The organism is Bacillus sp. K7, from assembly GCF_053903245.1.
In genome coordinates this window covers 1,164,738-1,181,700 of sequence record NZ_CP096406.1, presented here as the reverse complement: position 1 = coordinate 1,181,700, position 16,963 = coordinate 1,164,738, and the positions used below count along the sequence as shown (strand labels likewise).

Here is a 16,963-nt window from a genome sequence, read left to right as displayed (position 1 = left end):
CTCACCTTTTTTTAGCGGCCCCAGCGGATTGCAATGGCGCCCCATGTTAATCCTCCGCCGAACCCTACCATGACGACCACATCGCCGTCTTTGATTTTACCGGCTTCCAATTCCTCTACAAGAGAGATCGGAATGGATGCGGCAGAAGTATTTCCATATTTATGAACTGTTTTGGACATCTTTTCGACAGGAAGCTCTAAACGCTCGCGAGCGGCTTCCATGATGCGGATATTCGCCTGATGCGGAATCAAAAAGTCGACATCCTCTTTTGAGAGTCCGGCTTTTTCAATCACATTTACACATGATTCTCCCATTTGGCGGACTGCAAATTTGAAAACTTCTCGTCCATTCATGATTGTATGTCCTTTTTCATTAAGATACAAGTGCTGACCGCCTGTGCCGTCTGCTCCTAGCTCAAATGAAAGGATCCCTCTGTCATCGCTGACCGGGCCGACTACCGCAGCGCCTGCTCCATCTCCAAACAGAACGGCTGTATTGCGGTCTTCCCAGTCTGTAATGCTTGAGAGCTTTTCTACACCAACAACAAGAACATGCTTGTAGGTTCCGGATTCAATAAATTGTTTACCGGTTACAACCCCGTACATGAAGCCCGCACAAGCAGCGCTGATATCCATAGCACACGCTTTTTTCGCGCCGAGCTCTTCTTGAATCATACAAGAAACCGTAGGGAATGACTGATCAGGTGTAACAGTCGCAACCAGAATCATATCCAGATCCTCTGCTGCCACTTCGGCTTGTTCCAGCGCTTTTTTCGCCGCTGCAACAGCCATATGTGATGAATACACATCATCTGCGGCAATTCTTCTTTCTTCTATTCCTGTTCTGGTACGAATCCACTCGTCAGAAGTTTCAACCATTTTTTCAAGGTCATGATTTGTTAAAACTTTCTCGGGAATATAACGTCCAACACCAAGTATTCCAGCTTTCATAAGGGAAGACTCCTTTATATTGTAAATTTAGAAGATCAATCAGGTTATGATCAATTATTAGTATCAGGTACTAATTCTATCCTATTTTTTTTCACATGGCAATATATTCGTCTAAACTATCAGTTCATCTTATTCATAGAGTATTGTATATAGAAAGGAGGCGTACGCAGTTGGATGTGTTTTCAAAGATGATGTTCGGCGATTCCGCAAAACAAACAGAAGAGAAGGAAGAGCAGCAAGAGGAGGTATCCCAGACGAACGAAGAAGAGACGTTTCATTACATGCATATTATGGACCAAATCGGTTCAATTATGAACTCTATTGATCAAATCAAGCCCGCTTTAAAGGAGCTTGCGCCTATGATTTCCGCTATTAAAAAGAAAATCATGTGAAAAGCCACTTTCGAAAAAGTGGCTCCTTCTTATTCGGTTTCAGATTTCGCGTCAGACTTGCCAAGCTCATAAGCTTCAGCCATTACCGTGGTAAATAGATTCATAAATGGCTGTATGGCCTCCATTGACAGCTCAATGCCTGATTTTTCAAGCTGTTCTTTCGCTTCAGGCAAGTATTTCATGGCAATTTGCAAGAACTCCATGGATTTTTCATGTTGCATATGACGTCACTCCATTATTCGTTTTTTGGCAGTTCGCCTGTTTTGTTGTACGTTTTGATCAGCTTGTCGATTCTTTGCTGAAAGTCTTTATCGACAAGCGGGCTGAATGTTCCCATTTCAACAACGCCGGTTTTCAGGTCGTAGTAATGGTCGCCGCCTTCAAGGGAGCCTTTGTCGAATTGCTCAGCGATGATTTCATAGGCCTTGTCCACATTTTGCACCGTGCTGGTTAACACGGTATTTTCGCCCAGTTCTGATTGATCTGTGACGTAGCCGATGGCATAAAGGCCGTCTTTTTTAATCTGCTGAATGACAGGAACATTATACCCGTCTCCGGCGGGATACACAACATCCGCGCCTTCGTTCTTCATTTTCTGATAAAGCTTTACTGCCGTCGTATCATCATCCCAATGAGCCGTATATTTCGTGTTTACTTCTATATTCGGATTTTCATATTTGGCCCCTTTGATAAAACCGTCAACCTCTGGCTGCCATGTAAAGGAAGCGATCACGCCGACCTGATTTGTTTTCGACAAATGGGCAGCCGTCATTCCTCCAAAAAAGCCCATTGCCTCGCCGCTGAAATGGACACTTGTCACATTATCCCCTTTCGCTTTCGCATTAGAAATGACAAATTCCATATCCGGATAATCTTCGCTGACCAAGTTAAACACCTCTGCGTATTCACTCCCGTGGCCATAGAGAAGATTGACGCCCCGCTTATGAAAATCCTCAATCGCATTTATGATATCTTCATCTGTTTTAACGCCTTCTTTATAGTAGACGTCCACATTGTATTTTGATTGTATATTCAGTAATCCTTTATACCCTTTTGTGCCCCATACGAGGTCGTTAATCGTATCAGGAAAGAGCATGCCGACCTTCTCAATTTTTCCTTTAAACGGAGTTTGTCCACATCCGCTTAATAAAAGGAGGACAGAAAAGATCATGACAAGCCTTGTGATCAAGTCATGTTCAACTCCTTTTGACAAGCTATAACATGTATTATTTTTATACGTTTATTGTATCTAGAAAACGTGAAACATGGAAGGTGTTTCTTAATATTTGTCGAAAATTGATGAATATTGTCTTTTCCACTCGACAATTTTTGCTTTTGCTTCTTCTTTTGAGGTTTTTTCTGTGACTTGCAGATCGAAAATCTGATGATCGCGGCTTGGTTCAAGCAGGAACCTCAGCAGCTCCTCAGCGACATCGTCTGTGTAGCAGCCGTCTTCCTCGGTTTCTTCTTTCCATGGCCCATACATTTTCGGCAGGATCACCGCTTTTTCTGAACCTGTCTTTTCACGTTTTTCCCATTCTTTTCGATCTTGTTCATAGATTAATAGATAAGGAGAATCAAATTGGTCTAAAGGTAAAAAACTGCCGTATTGGATACAAATTGTATCATATTTTCGCTTACCAATACGTTCAAGCCGGCAAAAGAGTTCATTTCTCCCAAGCCACATGAGTCTTTCTTCTAAGTACATTTGTCTCATTTCATCTTCTGTTTCCGCCAGTATAACGTCAACATGTATGCCTTCATCCATCATTCGCTCGCATAATGAAAGGCCGAAAAATTCGTCCGCACCTACAATCAGTGTTGATTCCATTGCATCTGCCGCCCTTCCGGTTTTTCATTTCCAAAGCAAAACAGCCTCCGCAAAAGTGAAGGCTGTTGTTATTGTATTCTCTATAACTCTTTTTCATGCCTGTGAAAGAATTTGCAGATTGATGCATACAGTCTGCTTGGATGCTCAAACAAATGAAATGTCATGTCGACCGGCGCGCCTTGCTTCTGCTGTTTTTCCTTGAATGCCTCCGCATGTACACTGTACGGATAGGGAGCTCCGGTCATCCGCTGCCATATATGAACCGGCACGACGCTCGAATAGCTTTCAATTGTTTTGTAACGGAACGCTTCCGCTTCTTTTTCAGAAATTCCGTAGCTTTCCGATACCTCTTTCAAAAATTGCTTATAGAAAAATTTATTTTCTTTTTCTGATTCATAATGTGCCTGAAGATCGAGACAAGGATTCAACATTGCGGCTGAGCGGATATGATCCGGGGAAAAACGAAGCAATTCATTGGCCGTGAGAGCACCCATGCCCTCTGCTAAAATATGAATCTTCGGATTGAGGATTTCCTGCTTCAGAACGGAATGTATCAGCTGTTTGGCATAGGCGACCGCTTTTTCCGCGCCCCAATGCCTTCCGTACAGATTGCTGTTAAAAAGAGTATATCCTTCATCCCTCAGCATGTTCAGAAGCTGGTTTCTGCCGTAATGCTGCAGCCAAAAGCTAGAATCATTCCCGACAAAGTGGGTTCTGTCCCCCAAGATAAAAATGCCGAAGCCGTTTGGGCGATAGGGCAAATGAATCACATTCTGCTCCGTTCCCAATTGAAAGTATCTTTCCGTTATTCCCATCGCTTGCCCGCCTCCTTTCACACTTCATCTCACGCTATCTTATGTAAAAAGAAACGAAACGAATAAGGTAAAGTCCTAGCCTTTATCAGTTTTGGCTATTATACCATTTGATGATCTTTTTATTGGATTTAAACCGTATCGAATCAGGTATTTTGTCTTCTCATTTTCTTTTAAAATTGGATTCCCCCTTCGCTTTTTGTATGGTATGATAGCTTTTAGAATAGACTGAGAAGGACGAGGTGGAAACGTGCGATATATTATTGCCTTTATTTGGACGTTCCTTTTATCACATATGGCATGCTACTTGATTGCCAGCATGAACAGTGTTGCATATCAATTCAATGAATTCAAAACATCATCTGTCATTGCTGTTATCCTGTATGTCTTGATCATGGTTTTAGCGGAAATCATGCCTATGAACAAAAATGCCGACCAGCATTAAAAATGCGAAAAACCCAAAACATGTCATTGTTTTGGGTTTTTTTCTTGATCACGGCTTTCTTTTGTATGTCCACAGCCGGTTGTGATTTGATGTTTCGGGGAACATTTCCCCTGCTGACAGATGGATTTTTTGCGGGTTTTTTACCATACTTCCTGTCTCGCCGATTTCAACGTAGATGCCATTGTTGGGCGCTTTCTGTCCCGGCCGGAATTGATGCTGCTGTCCCACTATTTTTCCTCCTTTTCCTTTTTGCTGTAGTATGCGCCTAAGCGGCTGTGAATATGTTGCCATCAAAAAACTGCTGAGTCTGGCTCAGCAGTTTTTTGATGATTCCTCTTTGTATAAAACGGCCTTCAGCAATGCTTTTTGCACATGGAGACGGTTTTCCGCCTGTTGGAATACCGCCGAATTCGGCCCGTCAATAATCTCCGCTGTCACTTCCTCTTCACGGTGCGCAGGGAGGCAGTGTAAAAATGTATAATCAGGCTTGGCATGGCTGACAAGCGCCGCATTCACCTGATAAGGGGCAAATACAGTGAGACGCTCTTGTTCTTCCGCTTCCTGCCCCATGCTTGTAAACACATCAGAATAAATCACGTCCGCGCCTTTTACAGCTTCAACCGGGTCCGCCGTAAGCGTGATAGAAGCGCCCGACTGACGCGCAGATGCTTTCGCCGCTTCCACCGCTTCATCTAACACTTCGTATCCTTTTGGCGAAGCGATCGAGATATCACAGCCCATTTTCGCGCAGCCGATCATTAATGAATGCGCCACGTTATTTCCGTCCCCGATGTACGCGACTTTCACGCCTTTAAGCTCCCCTTTTATTTCCTTTATCGTCAACAGATCCGCCAGCGCTTGGCATGGATGGTATTTATCCGTAAGTCCGTTGATGACCGGAATGTCGGCTTCTTTGGCAAGCTCCTCCACCTTTTCATGCTCAAAAGTCCGGATCATGATGGCATCCACATAGCCTGACAGCACTTTTGCCGTATCAGCGACAGTTTCACCGCGCCCCAGCTGCAGATCTTTCTGGCTTAAGAAAAGAGCGCTCCCGCCCAGCTGCGCCATGCCGGCTTCGAATGAAACGCGAGTCCGTGTTGATGATTTTTCAAAAATCATCGCCAAGGTTTTGCCTTGGAAAATAGGCTGGATTTTGTTTTGCTTCAGTTCACCGGCTTCTGTGAGCAGGGCGTTTATACCCTGTTCACTAAGATCCTGTAACGTTAATAAATCTTTTCCGTATAAACTGGTTTCCGTCACTGTGTGCATGATGCCACTTCCTTTTTATAGAGATCTTTGAGAGATACAGGCTGCGCATGGCCTGAACCGCTTTGTAAAAACGCCCGCACAGTTTCTTCTTCTGTAAAGATCGTAATGCCATGCGTCATGGCTTCTAAACGTTCTTTACGCGCTTCTTCAGAGCCGCTCAGATTAATGTGGAGCGCTTTTCTTTCCTGCTCCATCCATGAGGCAAATGTCCCTTCATGAACCGTAAATCCGGCTTTTTCAGCTAACTTTTTGATATCTTCCGGCCCGTTTTGCAAATAAATGCTTCCTTTTTGCTTCCATACATGTGTATAGATTTTTTTCAAGGCGCTGTCGGCATTGTATGCAACACACATGCCTTCTCCTGTTGATTTCATTTCCGGCCCAAGCTTGACATCCACATCCTGAATCGCATGGGATGAAAAGACCGGGAACTTCACGGCAACCCCATGATGATTCTGAACTGCCGGGTTTACATCTTTTAAAGACGCTCCCGCCAGCAGGCGTGTGGCAAGCGGGATCATCGGAACGCCAATTACTTTGCTGACAACGGGAACCGTGCGGCTCGCTCTCGGGTTCACTTCAAGAACGAGAATGTTTCCATTGTCGATCACAAATTGAATGTTCATGATGCCTTTAAAAGAAAGCTTACGGACAATTTTTTGCGCGGCATCTTTTATGCCCTGCTTTAGCCCGCTTGTGATGGACGGTCCGGGAAGGATGGCAAAGCTGTCTCCCGAATGGACACCTGCCCGTTCAATATGCTCGGTATATGTCGGGATAAAGACATCTTCACCGTCGGAAATCAAATCAATTTCGACTTCTTTTCCTGACACATACTGATCAATTAAAATCGGGTACGGCATGCTATCCTCACCGTTCAGCAGCTGAGAAAGCTGAGCTTGCGAGTGAACAATAATCATGCCCATTCCGCCGATGACGTAAGATGGGCGGATCAGCACCGGATAGCCGATTTCATTTGCCTTTTCAACGGCTTCTTCTTTTGTATAAGCGATTTCTCCCTTCGCGTGGTTCAAGCCAAGCTCATCTAGAAGCTGATAGAATTGATCCCGATCCTCTAACACGTCAAGCGTTTTAAATGAGGTGCCGAGAAGGGTAATGCCTGCTTTTTCGAGCGCTTCAGCAGCATTGATCGCGGTTTGGCCGCCAAATTGCACGATTGCAAAATCAATGTTTTCCCGCTCTGCCACGTTTAAGATATGCTCCGTTGTCATTGGTTCAAAATACAGGCGGTCCGCAATTTCATAATCGGTGCTGACCGTTTCCGGGTTATTGTTCATCATGATTGTTTCAAACCCAAGCTCTTGCAGTGTCAGCACGCCATGGACGGCACTGTAATCAAATTCAACGCCTTGGCCGATCCGAATTGGGCCTGAGCCAATAATCAGCGCGCGTTTTTTCTCTTTGCGGCTGATGTCCCCATCGGTCTCTCCGAAATATGTGGAGTAAAAGTAGTTTGTTTTCGCATCAAACTCTGCCGCGCATGTATCGACGATTTTGAAGGACGGTGTAATGCCCATATCCTTGCGAAGCGCGCGCACTTCTTCTTCTGTTTGGCCAATTAGAGAGGCAATCGTTTCGTCTGAAAATCCCTTTTCCTTTGCTTTTTTCAATAATTCAAAAGAAAGATCGCTGCCCGCTTCCGTCATGCGGTTTTCCAGTTTGATGATATTGTCAAAAGTATGAAGGAAAAACGGATCAATTTTTGTTTTCGCATGAATGTCATCCATCGGCACCCTGCGGCTCAATAGCTCCATGACAACGAAAAATCTGCGGTCGTCCGGAGTGACTGCCAACTCCCATAGCGCTTCAATCGATAAGCCGCTGAGCTCTGGAAGGTGTGTGCCGGCATTTTTCAGTTCAAGGGACGCGGCTGCCTTTTGTATCGCCGCTTCTAAATTCCGTTCAATCGCCATCACTTCACCGGTGGCTTTCATTTTTGTGCCAAGCTTGCGGTCTGCGTTTTTGAATTTATCAAACGGCCAGCGCGGAAATTTGACGATCACATAGTCCAGCGCCGGTTCAAAGCTAGCATAAGTCGAGCCTGTGAGCGGATTTTTCAGCTCATCAAGGGTGTATCCTACGGCCAGTTTCGCAGCCATCTTCGCAATTGGATAACCGGTTGCTTTAGAGGCGAGAGCCGATGACCGGCTTACCCGCGGATTGACTTCAATGACGTAATATTGCTTGCTGAATGGATCAAGCGCGAATTGAATGTTGCATCCGCCTACGACATCAAGTGCTGAAATGATCGTCAGACTTGCCGTCCGCAGCATTTGATAGTCTTCATCCGTCAATGTTTGTGACGGCGCCACAACGATAGAGTCACCTGTATGCACACCGACCGGATCGATGTTCTCCATATTGCAGACGGTGATGCATGTGTTATGGCTGTCACGCATCACTTCATATTCGATTTCTTTAAAGCCGGCAATGCTTTTTTCCACAAGGCATTGGTTGATCGGGCTAGCTAATAGCGCCTGCTTAATCATGCCAGTAAAAGCTTCTTTATCAGGAGCGATGCCTCCGCCCTTGCCGCCTAATGTGTAAGCAGGTCGGATAATGACGGGAAACCCGATCGATTCCGCAAAACGGAGGGCGTCGGCCTCGTTATCGACAATTTCACTCTCCGGCACAGGCTGGTTCAATTCGTTCATTAACGATCGGAATTTTTCCCGATCCTCTCCTTTTTGTATCGTCTCAACAGATGTGCCTAGAAGCTTGACGCCGTGCTCTTTTAAAACACCCGTTTCTTCAAGCTCCACCGCTAAATTCAAAGCGGTCTGCCCGCCTAAATTAGCTAGAAGCCCATCAGGCTGTTCTTTCTGAATGATGGCAGTCAGGCTTTCTGCTGTCAGCGGCTCAAAATAAATATCATCAGCGAAGGCTTCATCGGTCATAATGGTCGCCGGATTGTTGTTGACAAGGATTACCCGATAGCCTTCCTCCTTCAGCGCGATGCATCCTTGAGTGCCTGAATAATCAAATTCTGCCGCCTGGCCGATGATGATCGGGCCTGAGCCGATTACTAATATGCTTGAAATACTGGTGTCTTTAGGCATGGGCGATTTCTCTCCTTGCTGGTATCACATTCTTTACATAATCATCAAAAATCCATTCGCTTTCCGCCGGTCCAGGATGGGCTTCCGGATGGAATTGAACACTCATGACAGGCAGTTTTTTGTGGACAAGCCCTTCAACTGACGTATCATTGACATGATGAAACCTGATCGTGAGCTCTTCTTGATTAATGGACTGTTCATCAACCACATAGCTGTGATTTTGGCTTGTCATGAAGACGCGCTTCGTTTCACGGTCGATGACCGGATGATTCGCCCCCCTGTGTCCGAACGGCAGCTTGAATGTATTCCCTCCGAACGCGAGCGCGATCAGCTGATGGCCGAGACAAATGCCGAGAGTCGGATAATGGCAAACGATGCTTTTGATCTTTCCTAAATACGGCTGAATGGCTTTCGGGTCTCCAGGTCCGTTCGATAACACAATGCCGTCCGGCTTGATGTCGTGTACAGCTTCCATTTGCTGATACGGCACCACGGTGACCTTGCAGCCTCGTTTGACGAGTGATGACGCGATGGACTTTTTATAGCCGAAATCAATGAGGGCGATATGTTTATGTCCGTCGCCAAGTGTGCTGATTTCCTGTGCGGATGCCTGTTCCGCCACGTTTTCAGGCTGAAGGGCAATCTCAGCTGCTTCTTTAGAGGCTGTGACAGTTGCCCCCATTGTTCCGTTTGTCCGGATTTTTTTCACGACAGCCCTCGTGTCAACATGGGTCAACAGCGGAATGTTCCATTTTTGCAAATACTCCTTGAGGCTGTATACGGCTTCATGATGAGAAAAGTGATTGCACGCCTCGTAGACCACCGCGGCTTTCACTTGCGGTTTTTTGCTTTCAAAGTCCTTTTCATTAATGCCGTAGTTGCCAATCAGCGGGTAGGTAAATACGATAATCTGCCCTTTGTACGATGGATCTGTCAACACTTCTTGGTAGCCCGTCATCCCTGTAAAAAAGACCGCTTCTCCCGTGCAGCTTTCATGACTGTCCAGCTCGCCGCTGAACGCTGTTCCATCTTCTAACACTAAATAACCTTCCATCTCACAGCCCACCTCTTGATGAATAATTAATTATAAAAATGAATTTTTATGCTATTTTACCGAAAAAAAATCACTGGTTTACAGCGGAATAATGAGCGATCGCCTGTTTCAGCTTACTGACGGCTTCTGTCATTTCATCCTTTGTCACGGTCAGCGGCGGCAGCAGCCGAATGACGTTCGGTCCGGCCGGCAATACAAGCAAACCTAATGTCTGCAATTCAGTAATGATGTCGGCAACCGGCCCATCATACTCAATTCCAAGCATTAACCCTTTACCGCGAATTTGTTTGACAAACGGGCTCTTTAGCCCAGCCTCGAGCTGTTCTTTTAAAAACGTCCCTTTGTCAGCAGCCTCTTGCAGAAAGTCAGGATGGAATACAATTTGCAATGTGGCATTCACAGCAGCCATCGCCAGCATATTTCCTCCGAAAGTTGTTCCGTGAGAACCAGGGGTAAATGCTTCTCCCAGTTGTTTCTTGCCGATGACAGCGCCAACCGGAAAGCCGTTTCCCAATCCTTTTGCGACTGTGATGATATCCGGTGAGAGTCCGAAGTGCTCGTATGCGAAGCCCTTTCCCGTCCGTCCGATCCCGGTCTGGATTTCATCAACGATCAGAAGAGCTTGCTTTTCTTTGCAAAACGATTGAACGGCTGTTAAAAATTCAGCGCTTGCCGGATTGACTCCGCCTTCTCCCTGCACTGTCTCAAGCATCACCGCGGCAATGCCGTCTTCTTCCCTAAGAGCTTCAAACGCGGAAGGATCGTTGTATGGCAGATAATGAAAACCTTCCAGCATCGGGCCGAAGCCTGTTTTGATTTTATCCTGTCCGGTCGCGGCCATCCCCGCATACGTGCGGCCGTGGAACGACTGAAGGAACGTGATGATTTTCGTTTTTCCAGTTGCTTTTCGGGCGAGCTTGATCGCGCCTTCATTGGCTTCCGCGCCGCTATTGCAGAAAAAGACGAGATCTCCCGCACTGTGCGCCGCCAGCTTTTGGGCCGCTTGCTCTTGGAGACTGTTTTGAAACAGGTTAGATACGTGCCATACGCTGTCAAGCTGTTTTTTAACTGCTTCTGTAACCGTTTCATGGCAGTGGCCTAGATTAGATACCGCAATTCCCTGAATGAAATCGAGGTAGGTTTTGCCGTTTTGATCCTCAACGTACGTTCCCTTTGCTTTTTTTATGTCAATATCCCAGCGGCCGTAGGTTTGAAACAAGCTGCTCATGAAACAGCCTCCTTTGCTTTAACGATTTTTGTTCCTTGAAAGGTTTGTTCTGTGAAAAATGATCCTTTTCCGTTTACGATCATGACTTCAGAAACCTGATCTGACAAAGCCGACAAAGCTGAATTGACCTTCGGAATCATCCCCCCAGTGATCACTTCCTGTTTGATCAGCGTATGAACTTCTTCAGGGGTCAGAACGTCGAGACGCTGTTTTTCTTTCATGATCCCATCGACATCTGTGACGAACATCAGCTTATCAGCTTCGAGCGCTCCGGCGACTGCTGAAGCAGCCAGATCGGCATTCACATTCAGCGTCTTGCAGTCACTCGTCATAGACAACGGCGCGATAACAGGAATAATGCTCTTTTCCATCAGCGCGGTCACCATGGATGCATCGACCTTTTTGATTTCTCCGACTTCCCCATATGCTTCCGGATCGAGATAATCCGCCTCCAAAAGGCCGCCGTCCTTACCAGAGATGCCCGCTGCACGCAGTCCGTGTTTGGCAAGCTCCGCAACAAAAAATTTATTCACCGAGCCGGATAAAACCATTTCCGCCACTTCGAGCACCGGCTTCGTCGTTTTCCGCTGTCCTCCGGAAAACTCTGTTTTGATGTTTAAGCGTTTCAGCATATTTGTGATTTCCGGGCCGCCGCCGTGAACGATCGCTAATTTCCATCCTGACGCCATCAGTTCTTTCAGGTTATGAAAAAATTCCTCCGACAGCTCTCGGATGACACTTCCCCCACATTTAAAAACGATTGTTTTGTTCATCATGCTCCCCTTTATTACGTGCGATAACTCGCGTTAATTTTGATATAGTCATAGGTTAGGTCACAGCCCCACGCTCTTCCTTTCCCGTCACCTTCATGCATCTTGATGATAATGGCAATTTCATCTCCTTCAAGGTACTCCTTAGCGAGAGATTCAGAGAATGGCTGAGGTTTATTGTGCTTAAACAGGCATTGGCCTCCGAGATAAACTTCTACTTCTTCTGCCGTTACCTGAGCTGCGCTGTGCCCGATGGCTCCGATGATGCGCCCCCAGTTGGCATCTGTTCCATAGACCGCAGTTTTCACGAGACTTGAGCCGACAATTTTTTTGGCAATCACGTTTGCGTCAAGATTATTTTTCGCTCCCTGCACTTGGGCTTCGATTAGCTTTGTCGCGCCTTCTCCGTCTCTGGCAATCTCTTTCGCCAAATCCTCGCAAGTGAGCAAGAGCGCTTTTTTAAAGACCGGCCAATCTGGATGATCTTCTGTCAGGCATTTATTTTTCGCGCAGCCGTTTGCCATGACCAATACCATGTCGTTCGTGGATGTTTCACCATCAACTGTGATTTGGTTAAATGAAACATCAGTGATATCGCGAAGCGCTTTTTGCAGCGCTTTTTCTTCGATGGCTGCATCTGTTGTGACAAACCCCAGCATCGTGGCCATGTTCGGGTGAATCATTCCCGAGCCTTTCGCCGCTCCGCCGATCGTGACTGTTTGACCGCCGATTGTCAGCTCATAGCACGTCTGCTTAATCACCGTATCGGTTGTTAAGATCGCTTCTTCAAAATCTCCCGATCCCGCAGGTGTTTGTGTCAGCCGTTTGATGCCTGCCTGAATTTTTTCCATGTCTAAATACTCGCCGATGACGCCTGTTGATGAAACGGCGACAAGTTCCGGCTCAATATCAAGCTGTGCAGCAAGGCTCTCCCGCATTGTGTATGCGTCCTTTATGCCCTGTTCTCCCGTGCAGGCATTGGCAATGGCGCTGTTGACGATGACAGCTTTCAATGCTGATCCATGCTTTAAGCTGTCTTGTGTGACTTTGATCGGAGCGGCCTGAAAGTGGCTTTGGGTATAAACCGCCGCACTTACGGCCGGTGTCTCGCTGACAATGACGCCGAGGTCTTTTTTTGAGTAGCGCAGCCCGCAATGCACGCCCTTTGCCTGAAAACCTTTTGGCGAGGATACATCACCTGTTACTTTTATAATTTGATTTTCACTTAACTGAATCATGGTTCGACTCTCTCCCGTTCTATGGATAAATTGGCGTCATGGTGAGCCCAGTCTCTTCATTCCAGCCATTCATCACATTAAAGTTTTGCACAGCCTGACCGGCGGCACCTTTCATTAAATTATCGATTACTGAGACGATCGTGACTCTGTTCGTTCTCTCGTCAAGCGCAACGGCGATATCACAGAAATTGCTGCCGTACACTTCCTTCGTTTGCGGATAATGCCCTTTTGGCCTTACTCTCACAAAATACGAATCTTGGTAAAATTCCGAATATAATTGATGTAAGTCATCTGCTGATCGATCAGAGGTTAATTGTGTGTACATCGTCGCCATGATGCCCCTTGTCATCGGCACCAAGTGAGCCGAAAAAGTAATAGGTCCGAGCCCCGGCTGCCATTCTTGCAGCGCCTGTTCAATTTCCGGCGTGTGCTGATGTTCATTGACTTTATAAATTTTAAAATTGTCGTTCAGCTCAGAAAAATGAGTTCCCATGGATGCTTTTCGTCCCGCTCCGGAAACACCGGTCTTCGCGTCAATGATAACGAACGATTCATGAAGCAGTTTCTGTTGGGCCAATGGCGCGAGGCCAAGCAACACCGCAGTTGGAAAACAACCCGGATTGGCAATGAGTTTCGCCTGTTGAATTTGCTTTTGATTCAGTTCTGCAAGACCGTATACGGACTCATGAATCACTTCCTTTGGTGCTGAATTCCGTTTATACCACTTTTCATATTCAGCGGGCTCTTGTATCCTCAGATCACCTGACAGATCAATCACCGGAATTCCCGCGTCTGCCAGCTGCGGAGTCAATTCACTTGATACCCCGGGCGGCGCAGCAAGAAACATGAGATCTATTTCGTCTTTGATCGTCTTCATATCAATTGGATTCAGCTTCTGATCGGCTAAGCCGGCAAGATGAGGATACACCTCGCTATAGACATTTCCTTCACCGCTGGATGAATAAAGTATACATTCCTCTGCATGAGGGTGATGTGAAAGGATCCTGACAAGTTCAGTGCCTCCATAACCTGTAGCGCCTACAATTCCTATTTTCAAAACAAGTTCACCTTCTTGGTCTTTGTGAAATTATTTAACATTATAGCATGAATAAAAATTAATTCAATCGTATATTTAATATTTTTATTCACTTATACATTTTCTGTTCACTGAAAAATCCGCTCAAAGCAAATAACGTTGTTGCATCAAAAAACACTGACCTGCCGCTTTTTTCAAGCGCATAAAAAACAGGCTGACCGCGTCAGCCTGTTTTCATCATCATCAATCCGCTCAAAAAATAGACAATAGAGCTTGCATAAAAAATCATTTGCACCGTAAAAAAGTCGGCGAGAAATCCGCCGAGCATAATGGCCGCCGCTGAAAAGATCGCCGTCCAAAAGTGGTAATTCCCAATCTTTCTTCCCCGCTCTCCGCTGTCTGTAAAATCGGCGATCAGCACTTTTTCTCCGTGCTTTTGCATCGCTCCAAAGACCCCTAACAGCACTTGGACGATGTACACTTGAACAACGCTCCCAATATGCGGGACATACAAAAGCAGGACGGCCATGCCCCAAGAGTTCGCCAGCAAAAAATAACGGCTGTCGAGCCTTCCAGACAGCCGTCCGAGGAGCGGATAAATGAGCGCCCCGCTTAGCCCGAACAATCCGTAGGAAAAACCGAACTGCGTGTAGCTTGAGCCGATGTTTTTCACAAACAGAATATAAAACGGAAAGATCAAGCTGCTCGCGAAAAAGACGCTGCTCTGTGATAATGTGAGCCATTTTAATTTGTTTTTCCCCATTATTTATACCTCTGATAAAAATAATTCATAAAGCGTTCATCCGGGTCATACGTTCGTTTTTTCTGAAAAAACGCTTCGCTTTTCGGATATGCCTGCCTCATTTGCGCTTTTGTCTGGTAGGTCATATACGGCAAATAATAGCTGCCGCCGTGCATGATGGCAACGTCTGTCATGCGTCTGATGATCCGGGCGGTGTCTGCCTGGGCTTCTTTTGAAAACCCCTCGTTGATTAAAAGCACGAGCGAAAACATATCATCCTTTCCATAGGAAAGGTCGGCTTTTTCATTTTTCTGCACGTAGCGGATCGTAATGTTCACAAGGTTTAAATCCTCGTCACACAGCGTTTGTCTCAGGTCGTCAATATAGGACGCATACTCCTTCACCGGCACAAAGTATTCCTGCAAAACATCTGTGTTGTCATTGTTTTCATATTCGAGAAAGGTTGATTCGGACCGCATGACGTTATTGCGTGTGATCTTTGTGCCATTTTGGCTCAGAAAATAGGATTTCTGCGTGTTCCACAGCCAATTTCTGCCCCATTCATACCGTCTTGACAAGCCGAGTGCAAACTTTGTGACCCCGGTATACTCGTCTTCTTTAAGATCGCTGTATGATGACAGCTGATCCTGATCATCTGCCACTTCATAATTCGTAACATACATGTCTTCCAGAAAACCTTTTTTCGCTGTTGAAATTCGCGCCAGATGCATTCGGACATCCGGATTTCCTTTTACGTGCTTTGTAAAATAGTCTGCGTATTCGCTGTCATTCATTTTTTCCGTCTTCATGACATACAGCTCATCATCCGTCAGCTCAAGCGTTACATCAAGAATCACGCCAAAAAGACCGTACCCTCCGATGACTGCTGTAAACAAATCATCTTTTGGGGTGACGGTGACGATCGTTCCGTCCGCTTTTAAAAGCCGAAATGATTTGACAGTATCAATCAGCGAGCCGTAGCGGATATCACGTCCGTGGGCATTGGCGCTGAGAGATCCTCCAATGGTGAAAATATTTTGTGACTGCATGACCTTTACCGCAAGTCCGTATGGATTCACATATTTCTGGATGTCATTCCACGTCGCGCCGCTTTGAACTCTGATGGTTTTTTTCTCTTGATCAAGTGATAGGATTTTGTTGTAGCCTGTCATGTCGAGAACGATGCCGTCCTCATAATATGTATGGCCCCCCATGGAGTGCTGGGTCCCGGCGATTGAAATCTTTATGTTTTTTCGATTGGCCTCTTTGATCGTGTCAATGAGCGTTTCCTCTTCCTGCCCTTTCACTGTCTGTTTAATTTTCACAGGCATCAGCCGGCTGACATCCGTCATCTCGCTTGTGTCTGTTTTTTGCTCTGAGTGCACAGAGTAGGCAAACAGGGCCGCATACGCGCCTGTACAAAGCGCGAATGCAAGCAATTTCTTTTTCATAGCGCTCTCCCTGCTGTTTTTATGGCCATTATACCATATCTCACGCCCTCATTTTTCCATATTATCTCCTTGCCCGTTTTTCAGCGCGGCGGTCAGCCACGACAAAGCAGGCGTGAATCGCGCCCGGCAGCCAAAAGATACAGGTCAATATGAGGTTCAGCAATGCCTGAAACGGTTTTCCCGTAAACAAAACGGCGAGCGGCGGGCACAGGACAGCCAGCAGATACATCATTTTCTTTCACTCCTTTCAGCTGTAAAAAAGGACAGCCTCACAGTAAGGCTGTCCTTTTTTGTTTGTTTTATTGAATGCCAAGCGCGATTTTCGCGTATCTGGACATTTTATCTCTTGTCCAAGGCGGATTCCACACAATGTGAACCTCCGTCTCTTTTACTTCTGGAATGTCCGCTAACGCTTTTTTCACTTCATCCACGATAATCGGCGCTAAAGGGCACCCCATTGATGTCAGTGTCATCGTCACGTGCGTTAATCCGTCGTCATCCATATCAACATCATATACCAAACCAAGGTTCACGATATCAACGCCAAGTTCAGGATCAACAACCTGTTCCAGGGCGCCCATGATGTTTTCTTTTAATGCTTCTTCCACGTTCCTCACTCCTTTTTCTACAGTATAACGTAAATCCAGCCCTTCTTCACACCA

General features: G+C 46.1%; 19 protein-coding genes. 2 read left to right on the top strand and 17 right to left on the bottom strand.

The genetic code is table 11. The features are described from left to right. Nucleotides 1-11: 11 nt before the first annotated feature. Nucleotides 12-950 (bottom strand): beta-ketoacyl-ACP synthase III, encoded by a 939-nt coding sequence (gene fabH, locus M1D98_RS05925; RefSeq protein WP_010329365.1) that lies wholly within the window; start codon nt 948-950, stop codon nt 12-14. Between the two features lie 188 nt (nt 951-1,138). Between fabH and M1D98_RS05920 the strand changes: the two genes are divergently transcribed. After that, on the top strand, nt 1,139-1,342 hold the full coding sequence (locus M1D98_RS05920) for a hypothetical protein (RefSeq protein WP_082246335.1): 204 nt from the start codon (nt 1,139-1,141) through the stop codon (nt 1,340-1,342). A gap of 29 nt (nt 1,343-1,371) precedes the next feature. On the opposite strand, the gene comZ is transcribed toward M1D98_RS05920, so the two are convergent. The 4 genes from comZ to M1D98_RS05900 form a co-directional block, all read right to left on the bottom strand. Beyond that, nucleotides 1,372-1,563, bottom strand: a complete 192-nt coding sequence (comZ, locus tag M1D98_RS05915) for a ComG operon transcriptional repressor ComZ (protein ID WP_010329363.1) — start codon at nt 1,561-1,563, stop codon at nt 1,372-1,374. Between the two features lie 14 nt (nt 1,564-1,577). Next, nucleotides 1,578-2,531 carry a transcriptional regulator Med gene (gene med, locus M1D98_RS05910; protein ID WP_268523194.1) on the bottom strand — a complete coding sequence of 318 codons (954 nt, stop codon included), beginning with the start codon at nt 2,529-2,531 and terminating at the stop codon, nt 1,578-1,580. Between the two features lie 90 nt (nt 2,532-2,621). Beyond that, nucleotides 2,622-3,173, bottom strand: coding sequence for a hypothetical protein (locus tag M1D98_RS05905; protein WP_010329361.1), 552 nt, complete (start codon nt 3,171-3,173; stop codon nt 2,622-2,624). 80 nt (nt 3,174-3,253) lie between these two features. Further along, complete coding sequence (locus tag M1D98_RS05900; RefSeq protein ID WP_010329360.1) at nt 3,254-3,988, bottom strand: lipase family protein; 735 nt, start codon at nt 3,986-3,988, stop codon at nt 3,254-3,256. A 247-nt stretch (nt 3,989-4,235) separates the two neighbouring features. Between M1D98_RS05900 and M1D98_RS05895 the strand changes: the two genes are divergently transcribed. Next, nucleotides 4,236-4,430, top strand: a complete 195-nt coding sequence (locus M1D98_RS05895) for a YjzD family protein (RefSeq protein ID WP_010329359.1) — start codon at nt 4,236-4,238, stop codon at nt 4,428-4,430. Between the two features lie 48 nt (nt 4,431-4,478). On the opposite strand, the gene M1D98_RS05890 is transcribed toward M1D98_RS05895, so the two are convergent. The 12 genes from M1D98_RS05890 to M1D98_RS05835 form a co-directional block, all read right to left on the bottom strand. After that, entirely contained in the window at nt 4,479-4,658 is a 180-nt protein-coding gene (locus tag M1D98_RS05890; RefSeq protein ID WP_010329358.1) for a YjzC family protein, read from the bottom strand. Nucleotides 4,659-4,742: 84 nt separating this feature from the next. Then, nucleotides 4,743-5,702 carry an ornithine carbamoyltransferase gene (argF, locus tag M1D98_RS05885; RefSeq protein WP_121642310.1) on the bottom strand — a complete coding sequence of 320 codons (960 nt, stop codon included), beginning with the start codon at nt 5,700-5,702 and terminating at the stop codon, nt 4,743-4,745. After that, on the bottom strand, nt 5,690-8,782 hold the full coding sequence (locus tag M1D98_RS05880) for a carbamoyl phosphate synthase large subunit (RefSeq protein WP_121642309.1): 3,093 nt from the start codon (nt 8,780-8,782) through the stop codon (nt 5,690-5,692). Before M1D98_RS05880 ends, argF begins: the two co-directional genes overlap by 13 nt. Next, a complete protein-coding gene (locus M1D98_RS05875) occupies nt 8,775-9,836 on the bottom strand; it encodes a carbamoyl phosphate synthase small subunit (RefSeq protein ID WP_268559334.1) in 1,062 nt (353 codons plus the stop codon). The genes M1D98_RS05880 and M1D98_RS05875 overlap by 8 nt, the downstream gene beginning before the upstream one ends. Before the next feature lie 70 nt (nt 9,837-9,906). Continuing rightward, a complete protein-coding gene (locus M1D98_RS05870) occupies nt 9,907-11,064 on the bottom strand; it encodes an acetylornithine transaminase (RefSeq protein ID WP_268559335.1) in 1,158 nt (385 codons plus the stop codon). Next, complete coding sequence (gene argB, locus M1D98_RS05865; RefSeq protein ID WP_121642306.1) at nt 11,061-11,837, bottom strand: acetylglutamate kinase; 777 nt, start codon at nt 11,835-11,837, stop codon at nt 11,061-11,063. Before argB ends, M1D98_RS05870 begins: the two co-directional genes overlap by 4 nt. Before the next feature lie 14 nt (nt 11,838-11,851). After that, nucleotides 11,852-13,072 carry a bifunctional ornithine acetyltransferase/N-acetylglutamate synthase gene (gene argJ / locus M1D98_RS05860; RefSeq protein ID WP_121642305.1) on the bottom strand — a complete coding sequence of 407 codons (1,221 nt, stop codon included), beginning with the start codon at nt 13,070-13,072 and terminating at the stop codon, nt 11,852-11,854. A 19-nt stretch (nt 13,073-13,091) separates the two neighbouring features. Beyond that, complete coding sequence (gene argC / locus M1D98_RS05855) at nt 13,092-14,129, bottom strand: N-acetyl-gamma-glutamyl-phosphate reductase (protein WP_121642304.1); 1,038 nt, start codon at nt 14,127-14,129, stop codon at nt 13,092-13,094. A gap of 202 nt (nt 14,130-14,331) precedes the next feature. Continuing rightward, nucleotides 14,332-14,871 carry an MFS transporter gene (locus M1D98_RS05850; protein ID WP_039073521.1) on the bottom strand — a complete coding sequence of 180 codons (540 nt, stop codon included), beginning with the start codon at nt 14,869-14,871 and terminating at the stop codon, nt 14,332-14,334. Next, nucleotides 14,871-16,301 carry an FAD-binding oxidoreductase gene (locus M1D98_RS05845; RefSeq protein WP_121642302.1) on the bottom strand — a complete coding sequence of 477 codons (1,431 nt, stop codon included), beginning with the start codon at nt 16,299-16,301 and terminating at the stop codon, nt 14,871-14,873. The genes M1D98_RS05850 and M1D98_RS05845 overlap by 1 nt, the downstream gene beginning before the upstream one ends. Before the next feature lie 61 nt (nt 16,302-16,362). Continuing rightward, nucleotides 16,363-16,533: a YqaE/Pmp3 family membrane protein gene (locus tag M1D98_RS05840; RefSeq protein ID WP_252686268.1), complete on the bottom strand. Its 171-nt coding sequence runs from the start codon at nt 16,531-16,533 to the stop codon at nt 16,363-16,365. A gap of 67 nt (nt 16,534-16,600) precedes the next feature. Beyond that, a complete protein-coding gene (locus M1D98_RS05835) occupies nt 16,601-16,909 on the bottom strand; it encodes a metal-sulfur cluster assembly factor (RefSeq protein WP_010329350.1) in 309 nt (102 codons plus the stop codon). Nucleotides 16,910-16,963 lie beyond the last annotated feature (54 nt).

What these genes read in the sequence shown, in the direction of transcription:
- argB (WP_121642306.1), bottom strand. Translation starts at nt 11,837, where the DNA reads ATGAACAAAACAATCGTTTTTAAATGTGGGGGAAGTGTCATCCGAGAG.
- M1D98_RS05840 (WP_252686268.1), bottom strand. Translation starts at nt 16,533, where the DNA reads ATGATGTATCTGCTGGCTGTCCTGTGCCCGCCGCTCGCCGTTTTGTTT.
- M1D98_RS05845 (WP_121642302.1), bottom strand. Translation starts at nt 16,301, where the DNA reads ATGAAAAAGAAATTGCTTGCATTCGCGCTTTGTACAGGCGCGTATGCG.
- M1D98_RS05870 (WP_268559335.1), bottom strand. Translation starts at nt 11,064, where the DNA reads ATGAGCAGCTTGTTTCAAACCTACGGCCGCTGGGATATTGACATAAAA.
- comZ (WP_010329363.1), bottom strand. Translation starts at nt 1,563, where the DNA reads ATGCAACATGAAAAATCCATGGAGTTCTTGCAAATTGCCATGAAATAC.
- M1D98_RS05850 (WP_039073521.1), bottom strand. Translation starts at nt 14,871, where the DNA reads ATGGGGAAAAACAAATTAAAATGGCTCACATTATCACAGAGCAGCGTC.
- M1D98_RS05920 (WP_082246335.1), top strand. Translation starts at nt 1,139, where the DNA reads ATGATGTTCGGCGATTCCGCAAAACAAACAGAAGAGAAGGAAGAGCAG.
- argF (WP_121642310.1), bottom strand. Translation starts at nt 5,702, where the DNA reads ATGCACACAGTGACGGAAACCAGTTTATACGGAAAAGATTTATTAACG.
- argJ (WP_121642305.1), bottom strand. Translation starts at nt 13,072, where the DNA reads ATGATTCAGTTAAGTGAAAATCAAATTATAAAAGTAACAGGTGATGTA.
- M1D98_RS05880 (WP_121642309.1), bottom strand. Translation starts at nt 8,782, where the DNA reads ATGCCTAAAGACACCAGTATTTCAAGCATATTAGTAATCGGCTCAGGC.
- M1D98_RS05875 (WP_268559334.1), bottom strand. Translation starts at nt 9,836, where the DNA reads ATGGAAGGTTATTTAGTGTTAGAAGATGGAACAGCGTTCAGCGGCGAG.
- M1D98_RS05905 (WP_010329361.1), bottom strand. Translation starts at nt 3,173, where the DNA reads ATGGAATCAACACTGATTGTAGGTGCGGACGAATTTTTCGGCCTTTCA.
- fabH (WP_010329365.1), bottom strand. Translation starts at nt 950, where the DNA reads ATGAAAGCTGGAATACTTGGTGTTGGACGTTATATTCCCGAGAAAGTT.
- M1D98_RS05900 (WP_010329360.1), bottom strand. Translation starts at nt 3,988, where the DNA reads ATGGGAATAACGGAAAGATACTTTCAATTGGGAACGGAGCAGAATGTG.